General features: G+C 39.4%; 14 protein-coding genes and 1 pseudogene. 13 read left to right on the forward strand and 2 right to left on the reverse strand.

What is annotated here, in order from left to right:
- The first annotated feature begins 107 nt into the window (after positions 1–107).
- From JCM10991_RS01890 to JCM10991_RS01930, 9 genes and pseudogenes are all read left to right on the forward strand, one after another.
- On the forward strand, positions 108–491 hold the full coding sequence (locus tag JCM10991_RS01890) for a PTS sugar transporter subunit IIA (protein ID WP_023860350.1): 384 nt from the start codon (positions 108–110) through the stop codon (positions 489–491).
- A gap of 2 nt (positions 492–493) precedes the next feature.
- Positions 494–991 carry a PTS sugar transporter subunit IIB gene (locus tag JCM10991_RS01895; protein ID WP_023860351.1) on the forward strand — a complete coding sequence of 166 codons (498 nt, stop codon included), beginning with the start codon at positions 494–496 and terminating at the stop codon, positions 989–991.
- Positions 992–1,032: 41 nt separating this feature from the next.
- A pseudogene (locus JCM10991_RS12175) lies at positions 1,033–2,018 on the forward strand (PTS sugar transporter subunit IIB).
- Between the two features lie 15 nt (positions 2,019–2,033).
- Entirely contained in the window at positions 2,034–2,843 is an 810-nt protein-coding gene (locus JCM10991_RS01905) for a PTS mannose/fructose/sorbose transporter subunit IIC (protein ID WP_025020398.1), read from the forward strand.
- A gap of 20 nt (positions 2,844–2,863) precedes the next feature.
- Positions 2,864–3,778, forward strand: a complete 915-nt coding sequence (locus tag JCM10991_RS01910; protein WP_023860354.1) for a PTS system mannose/fructose/sorbose family transporter subunit IID — start codon at positions 2,864–2,866, stop codon at positions 3,776–3,778.
- Between the two features lie 23 nt (positions 3,779–3,801).
- Positions 3,802–4,191 carry a DUF956 family protein gene (locus tag JCM10991_RS01915; RefSeq protein ID WP_025020399.1) on the forward strand — a complete coding sequence of 130 codons (390 nt, stop codon included), beginning with the start codon at positions 3,802–3,804 and terminating at the stop codon, positions 4,189–4,191.
- Between the two features lie 362 nt (positions 4,192–4,553).
- Positions 4,554–5,675: a PTS sugar transporter subunit IIC gene (locus tag JCM10991_RS01920; RefSeq protein WP_023860356.1), complete on the forward strand. Its 1,122-nt coding sequence runs from the start codon at positions 4,554–4,556 to the stop codon at positions 5,673–5,675.
- Positions 5,676–5,846: 171 nt separating this feature from the next.
- The gene (locus JCM10991_RS12180; protein WP_035187803.1) at positions 5,847–6,542 is read left to right on the forward strand and encodes a DUF475 domain-containing protein; all 696 of its coding nucleotides are present in this window, start codon (positions 5,847–5,849) and stop codon (positions 6,540–6,542) included.
- Positions 6,543–6,589: 47 nt separating this feature from the next.
- The gene (locus JCM10991_RS01930; protein ID WP_162149484.1) at positions 6,590–7,111 is read left to right on the forward strand and encodes a GNAT family N-acetyltransferase; all 522 of its coding nucleotides are present in this window, start codon (positions 6,590–6,592) and stop codon (positions 7,109–7,111) included.
- A 39-nt stretch (positions 7,112–7,150) separates the two neighbouring features.
- Here the strand turns inward: JCM10991_RS01930 and JCM10991_RS01935 are convergent, their stop codons facing one another.
- Complete coding sequence (locus JCM10991_RS01935) at positions 7,151–7,798, reverse strand: HD domain-containing protein (protein ID WP_035187809.1); 648 nt, start codon at positions 7,796–7,798, stop codon at positions 7,151–7,153.
- Positions 7,799–7,803: 5 nt separating this feature from the next.
- On the reverse strand, positions 7,804–9,717 hold the full coding sequence (locus JCM10991_RS01940; RefSeq protein ID WP_025020402.1) for a M13 family metallopeptidase: 1,914 nt from the start codon (positions 9,715–9,717) through the stop codon (positions 7,804–7,806).
- Positions 9,718–9,851: 134 nt separating this feature from the next.
- On the opposite strand from JCM10991_RS01940, the gene jag reads away from it, so the two are divergent.
- The 4 genes from jag (at position 9,852) to JCM10991_RS14275 (ending at position 12,719) form a co-directional block, all read left to right on the forward strand.
- Entirely contained in the window at positions 9,852–10,625 is a 774-nt protein-coding gene (jag, locus tag JCM10991_RS01945; RefSeq protein ID WP_081708811.1) for an RNA-binding cell elongation regulator Jag/EloR, read from the forward strand.
- 147 nt (positions 10,626–10,772) lie between these two features.
- The gene (locus tag JCM10991_RS01950) at positions 10,773–11,090 is read left to right on the forward strand and encodes a PadR family transcriptional regulator (RefSeq protein WP_025020404.1); all 318 of its coding nucleotides are present in this window, start codon (positions 10,773–10,775) and stop codon (positions 11,088–11,090) included.
- The gene (locus JCM10991_RS01955; RefSeq protein WP_023860363.1) at positions 11,087–11,698 is read left to right on the forward strand and encodes a DUF1700 domain-containing protein; all 612 of its coding nucleotides are present in this window, start codon (positions 11,087–11,089) and stop codon (positions 11,696–11,698) included. Before JCM10991_RS01950 ends, JCM10991_RS01955 begins: the two co-directional genes overlap by 4 nt.
- 1 nt (position 11,699) lies before the next feature.
- Positions 11,700–12,719, forward strand: coding sequence for a DUF4097 family beta strand repeat-containing protein (locus JCM10991_RS14275; RefSeq protein WP_025020405.1), 1,020 nt, complete (start codon positions 11,700–11,702; stop codon positions 12,717–12,719).
- The last annotated feature ends 1 nt before the right edge of the window (position 12,720 follow it).

Below are 12,720 nucleotides of genomic sequence, written 5' to 3' on the forward strand. Positions count from 1 at the left end.
TGTTTAAAATAAAAGCTACCATTGTAGGAATTATGACTGATACACAAAAGTTGGCACGGGATTTGCTATATAAAAAGTGTAAAGTGTTTTTTTAGGGAGGTTGACCAATGTTTGCCATTGTTATCGCTTGTCATGGACGTTTAGCTCATGAATTAATGCAATCATCTTTTATTATTTTTGGTGAGCAAGACGACGTTTATGCGCTTGATTACTTAGCGGACGAAGATGCAACTCACTTAGAAAAAAAGTTTACCACTGTTTTAAACAAACTTTCGCTCCAACAAGAAGTCCTTTTCTTAACAGATTTATACGGTGGACAGCCTTTTATGACCGCCCAAAAGTTTGTCAAACAAAAACCGAGTCAGTATCAATTGTTAGCGGGCGTGAACTTAGCTATGTTGCTTGAAAGTTATGGCAATCGCCAAGACATTGAGACTGAGTATCTCTTGACGATTGGTCGCGAAGCGATTGAAGCATATGAGGAGGCATAAATATGTTTGACATTTCAGTTTTCAGAATTGATAGCCGACTTTTACACGGACAGGTTGTGACTTCTTGGGCTCGTAATAGTAAGGTTGAAAGAATTATCGTCGTTTCGGATACTGTCGCACATGATAGTTTTCGGAAAACTTTAATTTTAAATGCCGCTCCTGCGGGGGTGAAGGCGAATGTTATTCCTGTAGAACGTGCGATTCGTTTAAATCAGGATCCAAGATTTGCCGGTATGCGAGTTATGATACTGGTGGAAACACCCCAAGATGCCAAGCGTTTAGTTGAAGGAGGTTTTAGCCTTTCAGAAGTTAACGTGGGTTCACTTTCATATCAGCACGGTAAGAAAATGGTAACTGATACCATTGCAGTTGACGAGGGGGATATTGAAGTTTTGACCTGGTTGCATAAAAAAAACATCAGCTTCGATATCCGAAAAGTTGTTAGCGATTCCAAAAAAGATTTGTGGAAAGTCTTGTTAGAACAGAAGTTAGTTTCCTAAAACAGTGTGTTTGTTGTTAGATTTATAAAGGAGGAAGACTCATGGTAGGAATTATCCTTGCGAGCCATGGTGGTTTTGCCGAAGGTATTTACCAATCAGGTGAAATGATTTTCGGTCAACAAGAAAATGTTGCCGCTGTGGTTTTAAAGCCCAATGAAGGTCCAGATGATGTGAGAGCCAAGATGGAAGAAGCCATCAAAGGTTTTGACTCTGATGACCAAGTGTTATTCTTAGTTGACTTATGGGGAGGGACACCTTTCAACCAAGCCAACAACCTTTTTGAAGCCCACAAAGATAAATGGGCCATTGTTGCCGGTATGAATTTACCAATGGTAATCGAAGCCTATGCTTCACGTTTCTCAATGGAATCCGCTCAAGAAATTGCGGAACATATTATTGAAACTGCTAAAGATGGAGTGAAGGTGAAGCCAGAGGACTTACAACCTAAGGAGCTCCTAAAGCCGAGACTCAAGCTAACCAACCAACTGGTGAGATTCCAGAAGGGACAGTTATCGGAGATGGTAAGATTAAAATTGGTTTAGCACGAATCGATACGCGTCTTTTACACGGTCAGGTTGCGACTGGTTGGACAAAAGCGGTTAACCCAGACCGGATTATTGTTGTTTCAGATAACGTTTCAAAAGATGCTTTACGTAAGAGCATGATTATTGAAGCTGCTCCTCCAGGAGTTAAAGCTCACGTAGTACCAATTGATAAGATGATTCAAGTCGCTAAAGACCCACGTTTCGGTGGGACAAAGGCTTTAGTCTTGTTTGAAACTCCAGAAGATGCTTTACGTGCTATTGAAGGTGGCGTAGACATTAAGGAATTGAATGTTGGTTCGATGGCCCACTCTAAGGGGAAGGTCGCTGTTAATAAGGTACTTTCCTTAGGTAAAGAAGACGTTGAAACTTTCGACAAGCTTAAGAGTTTAGGGGTAACTTTCGATGTACGTAAGGTGCCGTCAGATAGCAAAGACAATATGGACAATATTGTTAACAAAGCGCGTCAAGAACTGGGAATGTAAGAAAGGAGATAAATCATGTCTGTTATTTCAATGATTTTAGTTGTCCTCGTAGCGTTTCTAGCTGGGATGGAAGGTATCTTGGATGAATTCCAATTCCACCAACCATTAGTAGCTTGTACGTTAATTGGACTTGTAACCGGTAATTTAACTGCCGGGATTGTTTTAGGTGGTTCATTACAAATGATCGCCATGGGTTGGGCTAACATCGGGGCCGCTGTTTCTCCTGATGCTGCTTTAGCTTCAGTTGCATCTGCTATTATTTTAGTTTTAGGTGGTCAAGGTACTAAGGGTGTTGGTTCTGCCATTGCTATTGCGATTCCTTTGGCTGTTGCAGGTTTATTCTTAACAATGTTAGTGCGGACAATTGAAGTTCCTATTGTACACATTATGGATGCAGCCGCTGAAAAAGGTGACTACCGGAAAATTGAATTATGGCAAATTATCTCTATTTGCTTACAAGGTTTGCGAATTGCCATTCCTGCAGCTGCCTTGCTCTTTATTCCATCATCAGCCGTACGTGCCTTCCTCCAATCAATGCCAGCTTGGTTAACAGATGGTATGACCATTGGTGGGGGTATGGTTGTGGCCGTTGGTTACGCCATGGTTATTAACATGATGGCTAACCGTGAAGTTTGGCCATTCTTCATTATTGGTTTTGCGATTGCCGCTTTATCAGAATTAACCTTGATTGCTATTGGTGCAATTGCCGTTGCTATTACTTTAATGTACTTAACCCTTGAAGGTAAAGGTGGTTCAGGTAACGGTAAAGGTGGTTCCAGCTCAAATACTGGTGATCCACTGGGTGACATTTTGGATGACTACTAAAATAAAGGGAGGAATTAATCATGACTGATAACAAAGTTACTTTATCTAAAAAGGATCGTTTAGCAGTTGCATGGCGTTCAACCTTTATTCAAGGGTCATGGAACTATGAACGTATGCAAAACGGTGGATGGTGTTACGCAATGATTCCAGCCATCAAGAAATTATACAAAACTAAAGAAGACCGGGCGGCTGCCTTAACTCGTCACTTGGAATTCTTTAACACTCACCCATATGTGGCTTCGCCTATCTTAGGGGTTACTTTGGCCCTTGAAGAAGAAAGAGCTAATGGTGCACCAGTTGATGATGTTGCCATTTCTGGGGTTAAAGTTGGTATGATGGGACCTCTAGCCGGGGTTGGTGACCCAGTCTTCTGGTTTACGATTCGTCCTATGTTAGGTGCTTTAGGTGCTTCACTTGCCTTGGGTGGTTCCATTTTAGGCCCTATTTTGTTCTTTGTATTATGGAATATTATTCGTTGGTCCTTTATGTGGTACACACAAGAATTTGGTTACAAAGCCGGTTCAAAGATTACCGAAGACTTATCTGGTGGTCTTTTACAAATGGTTACTCGTGGAGCTTCCATGATGGGGATGTTTGTTTTAGGTTCTCTGATTGAACGCTGGGTAACAGTGAAGTTTACAGCTGTTGTTTCAAAGACAACTTACTCAAAAGGTGCATACATCGATTGGGATAAAATTGCTTCAAGTCCAATGGGTATCAAGGAAGCCTTGACACAACAAGCAAGTGGTATGGCTTTAGACAAGGTTAAAGTTACTACCTTACAAGATAACTTAGACCAATTGATTCCTGGTTTGGCTGCCCTTCTTCTTACTTTCCTTTGCATGTGGTTATTAAAGAAGAAAGTTTCTCCAATCATCATTATCTTAGGTATCTTTGTTGTTGGGGTTGTCTTCCACGTTATTGGTTTAATGTAATTTTTTAGAAAAGAGGAGAGAAAATGGTACAGTCAATTAATACAAAGGTCGATTTGGTGGTTGCTGGGACCTCTTATCTAGGTTTAGGTAAGTATGGCAAAATTATGATTGGTGATAAGGGCTTTGAGTTCTATAATGATCGTGACCCACAAGATTATGTCCAAATTCCTTGGGACGAAGTTGACTGTGTCATTGCTGAAGTCTTATTTAAAGGCAAGTGGATTCCGCGTTTTGCGCTACGTACGAAAAAGAATGGTACATTTAGCTTCGCGACGCGCAACCCTAAGCGAACTTTACGTGCAGTGCGTGAGTATGTAGGAGCGGAAAACATTGTTAGCTCGCTTTCCTTTTTTCAAGTTTTGCGTCGTAATCTTAAGCGCCGTTTTGGTCGCAAAAAATCAAAAGCCGAATAATGTAATATTTTAAGAAGCAGGTGTCGTTTTTGATACCTGCTTTTTGGTTATCAAGAAAAAATAAAAAAATCTGAAAAAAAACTTGAAAAATTAAAAAAAGATGTTAAGATTAAAAACATGAAAGAAAAATAAGAATCTTTTTAAGAAAGGGGGGTATTCATTATGTTACAAGCAATTATTAACCTAAACATTGTAGTCATTATTAGTCTTATTAGCTTTAGAACATATGAATACTCCAGGTTAGATTGTCAAATAGGGAATCAAATTGATAATTAAACATGCGACTAATTGAGAAGTACCAGCCTGGAGTTTAAAATTCCAGGTTTTTTGATTAGATTTTTTTCATTTTAATTAAAAGGGAGATGGATGAGATGGAACAAACAATGAGTCGAAATATGGTTGATACAAAAGAAGCTAAGAAAACAGTTAAGGAATATGCCTACAATATTTCTGCAGCTATTGCTAATTCAATTTTAGTAACTTTAGGGATGGGGTTATTGATGCAAACCATTGCGGGCTTTGTAAATTGGCAACCTCTTTATGAAGCTGGTACCTTGGCTCAAGCATTATTAGCACCTGCTTTAGGGGTGGCGGTGGCTTCACAATTAGAAGTTACAACGTTAGTTACTTTTTCATCAATGATTTCTGCAACTGTTGCGGCTAATGCCGTTTCTTTTGTGGAAGCTGCCGGAAAAGCGACTGCTATCCAATCGGTTGGTGGGGCCTCACACGCCCTTGTCGTTGGTAACCCAGTTTTTTCAACTGGTCAACCGGTATCAGCGGTGGCAGCAGCCTTAGTAGCAACCTTGTTAGGAAAGTGGATGTCTGGTAAGACACCATTGGATATGGTTTTAGTACCTTTGACTGTAACCTTTGTGGGAACTTTTGTAGGCTTTGGTTTAGCTGCTGTTGTGACGCCGGCCTTGACTGCAATGAGTGCCTGGATTGCCGAGTCAATTAAAGTGAATACAATTTTTGGTTCAATGTGTATTTCAGCTGTATGGGCGTTGTTCTTGATGACCCCGGCATCTTCGGCGGCTTTAGCCGTAGCTTTAACCTTAGATCCAATTTCCGCAGCGGCTGCAGCCATTGGAACAACAGCTCAATTCGTAGGCTTTACAGCTATGTCATATAGACAAAATACTATTGGTGCTAATATTGCTCAATTTGTTGTAACACCGAAACTTCAATTTGCTAACTTGATTATCAATCCATGGCAATTATTGCCTCCAATGGTAGCTGCAATCGTTTGTGCTCCATTAGCGACTGTTATTTCGGGGCTGCGTGCTTCTTATACTGTTGGTGGTTTAGGTATGAACTCTTTTATTGCTCCAATCTACTTCTGGGGACAAGGTAGTGGTCAATTTATTGCCTATATGTTATGGGGAGTGGTTGCTCCAGCGGTAATTTCTGTAGCATTATTCCAAGTAATGAAAAAAGCGGGGATGGTACGTGATAACGAATTGAAGTTGAATATCATCTAAAATCCTTTGTAAATAATCTGTAAAAGTGAGTTGAATGACTCGCTTTTTTTATTTTGCTTGTGGTAAACTAATTTTTGAAAGTGACTGGGCAAAGTGCCTGGCGATCTGGTGATAGTTTTTGTAAATAAAAATATTAAATCCATACAGGATTGAAAGGAAGTAATTTTATTAGTGTCACTCTTACAAAACTTATATAGCCCTTTTTTTGATGTAGAAAATTGGCGCACTGTAATTACCTCAGGTCAAGATTGGTTAATTATCTTGTCTTTGGTGCTAATTGAATGTCTCTTATCCGTGGATAATGCGATTGTTTTAGCAGCCCAAACACAAAAACTACCTACCAAAGCGGAACAAGAAAAATCTTTGTTCTACGGTATCTGGGGAGCCTACATTTTCCGTTTCCTTTTAATTGGGGTAGGTGTTTACCTTATCAATTTCTGGGAAATTAAGGTATTGGGAGCGGGATATCTAATGTATCTTTCCATTAACCACTTTTATCATATGTTACGTCCTGCGCATAAACAGAAGCAAAAGAAAGAAAAAAAGCGAATTTTACCGCTCTTTTGGTCGGTTGTCGTGTCGATTGAAATGATGGACATCGTCTTTTCAATCGATTCTGTCCTAGCTTCTTTAGCGATCTCACCAAATCCGGTAATTGTCTTAATTGGTGGTTTGATTGGGATTTTAGCGATGCGGGGAATTGCAGAAGTTATCATGAAATTAATGGACTTAGTACCTGAATTAGAAGTTACAGCTTACATTTTAATTGCTTTAATTGCTATTAAGCTCTTCTTAACGATTCCAATGATTGATATTGAAATTCCAGCTGCACTCTTTGGGGTAGTTGTCTTAGGGGCCTTAGCTTGACGGTCTTTGTTCACCACTTCCGCCAACGAAAGTAGGTCAGGATGTTATTGGATAGATTACAATTTTTCTTAGGGTCGAGTTTAAAAGTTAAGCAATTGTCTCCTCGAGCTGCCGAAACGGTATGGCAGTTACAAAGCCAAGACCATACTTACCATCAAACCTTCCAAGCTAAGGTGCCGACGCTTGCGGAAATTGCTGCGGAAATGACCTTGTTGCCGGAGGGCGCTAGGCAGGCGCAAAAGTTTTATCTTGGTTTTTATCAAGATGGAAATTTAGTGGCGGTGATGGATTTGGTCCTTAACTATCCGCAAGTTAATCAAGTGTGGTTGGGACTTTTAATGGTTGCAAAAAAACAACAAGGGCATGGCTGGGGGCAAAAACTCATGCTTGCTTTGTTTTCGACTTTGAAACGAGAAGGTTATCAAGTTCTACAACTCGCTAATGCACAGAGTCTGGACCAAGCCCAATCCTTCTTTAGGAAGATTGGTTTTACTAAGGGGGCCGAGTTTGTAGCTCCCACGAAATTAGGCCATGAGATTATGGTAGACCTTTTAATTAAAGAACTTTAAACAAAAAGCACGATTTCATCAATCGTGCTTTTTTGTTATTTAGTGTTCGGCTCGCCATTCAGCTTTAAATTCATCTAAGAAGTCTAGCATTACGTTTTGCCGGTGAGTGGCAATATCTTTAGCTGCGGACGTATTAAGTTGATCTTTAATTTTAAGCAACTTTTCATAGAAATGATTAATAATGGTTTCGTCGGCTAAATTACGGTAATCTTCGTAGGAAAGATTTTCTCGTGGTGGTTGCTTGGGGTCATAAATGGTTTCACCATGGCGTCCTCCATAGTAAATAGCACGAGTGATTCCAATTGCTCCAATGGCGTCGAGCCAATCAGCATCTTGGACAATTTGGCCGGATAAACTGAGCTTAACTTCTCGGTCAGTCAATGTTTTAGCAAAAGACATATTGTCGATAGTATAAAGTAAATCATCAACTATAGTGGCTTCTAAGTCTAAGCCTCGTAGAAAGTCACGTACTTCAATCAGCGCTTCTTTAGAATTAGCAACAATTTTTTCATCAATGACATCGTGAAGGTAGGCAGCAGCTTGGACTTGGAAGAGATCAGCGCCCTCTTTTTGCGCAAGATATTTAGCAGTTCGAGCAACTCTTTCTAGGTGATCGAAAGCATGGCCACTTTTATCGGCTCCTAATTTTTGGCGAGCAAAGTCGCGAATTAAAGTTAAATTACTCATGGCATTTACCAAATATTAACCCGGTCTTTAGGATCTAGCCACATACCATCTCCCTCATGGACATCAAAGGTAGTGTAGAAATCGTCTAAATTTTTGGGTTGCATATTAGCTCGGAGGACATGTGGTCCGTGAACATCGATAGATAAGAGGAGTTTTTGTCTTTCAAGAGAAGATTTCATTCCCCAGATACGAGCCCAGTTTTCGAAGAATTCTTTGAGGTTAGCCCCATCTTCGCCTTTAGCAGCTTCTAAGGCGCAAGACAGACCACCGGCATCGGCAATATTTTCAGAAACAACGAGTTTACCATTAACCTTGCCGACTTCGGTTTCTAGACCATCGAACTGTTTAATCATAGCCTGAGCTAACTCTTGGAAGTGGGCGAGGTCTTCTTTAGTCCACCAGTTGTTAAGATTTCCGAATTCATCGAATTGTGCTCCGTTATTATCAAAGGCATGTGAAATTTCGTGCGCAATGACAGCTCCAATGCCACCATAATTAGCGGAACTTGATTGTTTGAGGCTGTAGAAAGGTGCTTGTAAAATGGCCGCTGGAAAGACAATCACATTAAAAGAAGGATTGTAGTAAGCGTTGACCATATGGGCAGGCATGCCCCAACGTGTACGGTCGACCTCTTTGCCGAAACGTTGGAAGTGTTCAGTAAGGGCGATTTTGGTAAAATTAAGATCGTTTTCTAAGAGGCTTAGATTTTCGTTGACCACAAATTTGGTATAAAGTGGGTGGAGTTTTTCTGGATAACCAACATTAATGCCTAAAGTGCTGAGCTTAACCACGGCTTTTTGCTTAGTAGCAGGGCTGAGCCAGTCATTTGCTAAGAGGCGTTTTTTGTAGACACTAATCATTTTTTCAACCATGTGGTGAACGTCAGCTTTGGCTTCGGGTCCAAAGTACTTATGGGCATAATAAAGTCCAACTACTTGGTCAAATTGATTGCTTGCTAGGTAGTAAGCAGCTTTTTGGGGGTTCATGGCTTCCTTAGAACCGGAAAGGGCACGGGAGTAAAGGCCTGCGGTTACGCGGGCTTGATCAGTTAAATAAGGACTAACTGCCAATAAGCTCTTGATTTCAAGCCATGCCTTGAAGTTAGCAAAGTTTTCCGGCGTCAAAAGTTCATCGAGATGTTGGTAATATTCTGGTTCAGTAACAATTACTTTCTTAGGTAAAGATCCTAGGAGCTTTTCGATTATGGCTTTAAAATCTAAAACTTGGGAGAACTCAGCAAAATCTGTTAAAGAATAAGGATTATAAGCTTTCGTGTAATCAGCTCTTTGGGTACTATCTTTTTGGTGTGGTGCTAATTGCCGGTCAAAGTCAAGGGCCTTTTTTAGTAAGTCTTGTCCAGCTTGGGCGTCATATTCTGCTAAATCTAAAAGTTTAGTGACCATCTGGCGATAAACTTCTAAAAGGGCCTCAGCTTGTTCGTGATTGGCTTGATAATAAGTCTTATCTGGTAAAATTAAGGGCGCAACATCTGCATAGAGGGCATAGTTCTGGGTATTCTTCATATCAGGGTCAAGGCTTAAAGGAATAATCGAGGTATAGCCACTTAGGATTAAATCAGGTAACTTATCCTGGTAATCAGTCCAATCTTTGAGGTTGCGAACCTTATCTAAAAAAGCTTGGGCAGGTTTAAAACCATCGGCTTCGCGCTTGTCAAAGTTATTAGCTAAGCGATAATATTTCATGAATTGGGCGAAGTAAGGATCGGTAGTTGTTTGCTTTCCTAGGTCAAAATCTGCGAAGTCGTTCATTAAAATTTTTTCAATTTGGTCGGCTAAATCGGCAAATCCCCCGGTTGATGACTTATCAGCGGGAATTTGGGCAGTTTTTAACCAAGCCCCATTCACGGCTAAATAAAGATCATCTTTTTCTAAAGCTTCATTGACTGGAAATTTTGGCATCAAATCATCCTTTCTAAATGTAAGTATGGCCTCATTATACCACCAACCAAATAAAAATCGGGAATTAAAGGTTTTATGAAAGCCTAAAAGGTTATAGAATATGTTATAATTTTAACGCTGAGAAAAAATTTAAGGTGGTGAATGAATTGCGTTACACAGCTAAGAATGTGCAAGCCGCAATTGCTCGTGGATTAGAAGATTTAAAAGTTAAACGACAAGAAGTAAAAGTTGAAGTAATTCAAAGTGAAAGCAGCGGCTTTTTAGGCCTTTTTAAAAAAGAAGCGGTAGTTGAATTAAATCTACTTGAGCCCACATCGAATGGGGATAATACTCGAACAGAAGAGATAACTACAACTATAGAAAATGAAACATCTGAACTTCATGTTTCAGAGACTCTTCCCCCCACTATGGAGGAGATTCGTCTTTCAAAACGGAAACAAAGGGAGGCACAACTCCAAGATGCCTTATTATTAGTGGGAGATTACCTCGCTGAAGTAACTCAAAAGATGGGCATTAAGACTGAAATTGACTTAGAGGTTAGTCGTAGTGAAGCCAAGTATACTTTTCGTACTAATCAAGCGGGACTTTTAATCGGTAAACGAGGAAAAATTTTAAATGCTCTTCAAGCTCTTGCTCAAGATTACTTAGAACAAGAAGTCCGTACTCATTTGCGGATCATGTTAAATGTAGGAGATTACCGGCAACATCGTCAAGAAACTTTGACCTACCTAGCTCAAAATACAGCCCATGAGGTTTTATACCGAAATCAAGCTATAAGTTTGGATCCGATGCCTGCTTTTGAGAGAAAAATAATTCATGCTGCTTTAGCTAAAAACCAGGAAGTAAAAACCAATTCTCATGGAAAAGAACCACATCGTTACGTAACAATTGCGCCATGTAAAGAATAATATTATCAAGATACCGGGAGCCATTGGCGTTCCCGGTATTTTAGTGTAGTGTTTATGCAAAACGAAGTCTAAATAAAAAAATATTGCAGAAACTATATTATATGTCGTATAATATAATTGAAGATATGATAAGGAGGTAAAATGAAAATGAAGATTCAAGTAAGTGCAGACCTGCTCGATGGGATGGTTTTAGCGCTATTAGACCGCCAAGATTATTATGGCTATGCTCTAACACAAGATATGCAAAAAGCTATTTCAGTTTCGGAATCTACGATGTATCCCGTTTTACGACGCCTTAAGAAAAATGAATTTTTAACCACATATGATCAGCCTTACGAGGGACGTAACCGTCGTTATTACCAAATTACTCCAGCTGGTCAAGAGCATTTAGCTGATATTATTGATATGTGGGATCAATTTAAAGAAAGTTTAGATCAAGTGTTTAAGGGGGGGCAAGTACAATGATGATGGGAAAAGCACGTTATTTAGTGGAGTTAGAAAAGTGTTTAGTCAGCTTAAATTCTGAAGAGCGTGATGATGTACTTGAATATTATAGTGAGTTAATTGCTGATGCTGGTTTAACTGATGAAGCAGAAATAAGCGCGCGCTTCGGTGAGCCACAGATTTTAGCTGAAAAAATTATGACAGACTATGATGTAAATAATCCCTCAAAGACTTCAACTCGCTCAGAAATCACTACTAAAATTGGTAAACATCGTTTATTAAAATGGACATTAATCGTCTTAGCTATTATAGTTTGTTCACCGGCAATTGTTGGTATTATTGGTGGGGGAGTAGGGCTTTTCTTTGGGGTAACAATCGCTATTTTAGGTATTTTATTAGCGTTGATAATTGCTGTTGTAGTAACTTTTTATATTGGTGTAAGTCTTTTGTTTAGTCAAACAGCAGTAGGAACTTTTTACTTAGGTCTAGCTTTCTTGTGTTTAGGATTTTTCATTCTTGCTAGTTATGGCTTGAAGTGGTTAGTCAGCTTATTAAGTCGAGGTTGGCGTCGTTTCCGTCGCAAACGTTATTTGCGACAACAAGCTCAGAAAGTGAAGGGGGGCAAGTAAGATGAAAAAGTCAGTAGTTGCTGCTTTAGGCCTATTAGTAATTGGCACATGTTTACTTGTGAACGGCTTGGTTTCAGGGGGAAATAAGCCCGTAGAAGTAACTAATTACAAAGTAAAGGTGCGAGAAAATAATCAAAAATCAGGTCAGCGTATTTTAACACAAAAAGAGTTTCAAAAACTAGAGATAAATGTAGATGCTAGGATCCAAATTAAACAAGGAAATCAGTATAAAATAGAAAGTTATGGCTTTGCTAAGGGAGATCTTACTCACCAAGTCGACAATGGTACATTGCAGATTAATCAAAATAAAAAAGACCTCTTTAGTCATTGGCTAGTAGACATTAATCATGGAATTACGAGTGATTACGCACATGATATAGATGATAAACAAGTAACTGTGACGGTTCCCAAAAATGTAAAATTGGATAGTTTAAAGATTGGTTACATTGGTTACAGCGAAAAATTAAGTATTCAAGAAATTAGTAGCCGAAAAGTTGCTTTACGTAGTGGCTCTGTCGAGTTAGATAAAGTTAATTTTGAACAAGGAAAAATTAGGACTACAGTGGGGAATTTAGATATTCATAATTCTAATTTAAACCAAGTAGACTTGGAAGTACTTGATAGTGATTTAGATTTGTATCAGACAAAATTAGCTGACAGTAAAATTAATATAAGTGATGGTGACATGTTAGTTAAGGATTGTGATTTGAAAAATATGGATGTCAAGTTGAATGATGGTGATGCGACGTTGAGTCGGGTAAAAGTCACTGCTGGTCACTTAACCACGAGTGATGGTGATGTAATGGCAGATAATTTACACGTAACTGGTGTCTACCGAATACACAGTATAGATGGAGATTTAACCAGTCGCCAGACTAAAGCCGATGGTTATCAAGCGCGCAGTATAGATGGTGATGTTTTCTTATTTGGAAAACCTAGTTCAAGTAAACAAGTCCAAAATGTTCAAGCAGCTAATCGACTTGAATTAGTTGCTGATTCAGGCGATATTCATGTCAATTAAA

The organism is Ligilactobacillus equi DSM 15833 = JCM 10991 (assembly GCF_000615765.1).
In the GTDB taxonomy this organism is placed as follows: domain Bacteria; phylum Bacillota; class Bacilli; order Lactobacillales; family Lactobacillaceae; genus Ligilactobacillus; species Ligilactobacillus equi.

Coding starts and splice junctions, on each gene's coding strand:
- JCM10991_RS01955 (WP_023860363.1), top strand. CDS start 11,087: ATGATGATGGGAAAAGCACGTTATTTAGTGGAGTTAGAAAAGTGTTTA.
- JCM10991_RS01950 (WP_025020404.1), top strand. CDS start 10,773: ATGAAGATTCAAGTAAGTGCAGACCTGCTCGATGGGATGGTTTTAGCG.
- JCM10991_RS01910 (WP_023860354.1), top strand. CDS start 2,864: ATGACTGATAACAAAGTTACTTTATCTAAAAAGGATCGTTTAGCAGTT.
- JCM10991_RS01920 (WP_023860356.1), top strand. CDS start 4,554: ATGGATGAGATGGAACAAACAATGAGTCGAAATATGGTTGATACAAAA.
- JCM10991_RS01935 (WP_035187809.1), bottom strand. CDS start 7,798: ATGAGTAATTTAACTTTAATTCGCGACTTTGCTCGCCAAAAATTAGGA.
- JCM10991_RS01895 (WP_023860351.1), top strand. CDS start 494: ATGTTTGACATTTCAGTTTTCAGAATTGATAGCCGACTTTTACACGGA.
- JCM10991_RS01905 (WP_025020398.1), top strand. CDS start 2,034: ATGTCTGTTATTTCAATGATTTTAGTTGTCCTCGTAGCGTTTCTAGCT.
- JCM10991_RS14275 (WP_025020405.1), top strand. CDS start 11,700: ATGAAAAAGTCAGTAGTTGCTGCTTTAGGCCTATTAGTAATTGGCACA.
- JCM10991_RS01890 (WP_023860350.1), top strand. CDS start 108: ATGTTTGCCATTGTTATCGCTTGTCATGGACGTTTAGCTCATGAATTA.
- JCM10991_RS01940 (WP_025020402.1), bottom strand. CDS start 9,717: ATGCCAAAATTTCCAGTCAATGAAGCTTTAGAAAAAGATGATCTTTAT.
- JCM10991_RS01915 (WP_025020399.1), top strand. CDS start 3,802: ATGGTACAGTCAATTAATACAAAGGTCGATTTGGTGGTTGCTGGGACC.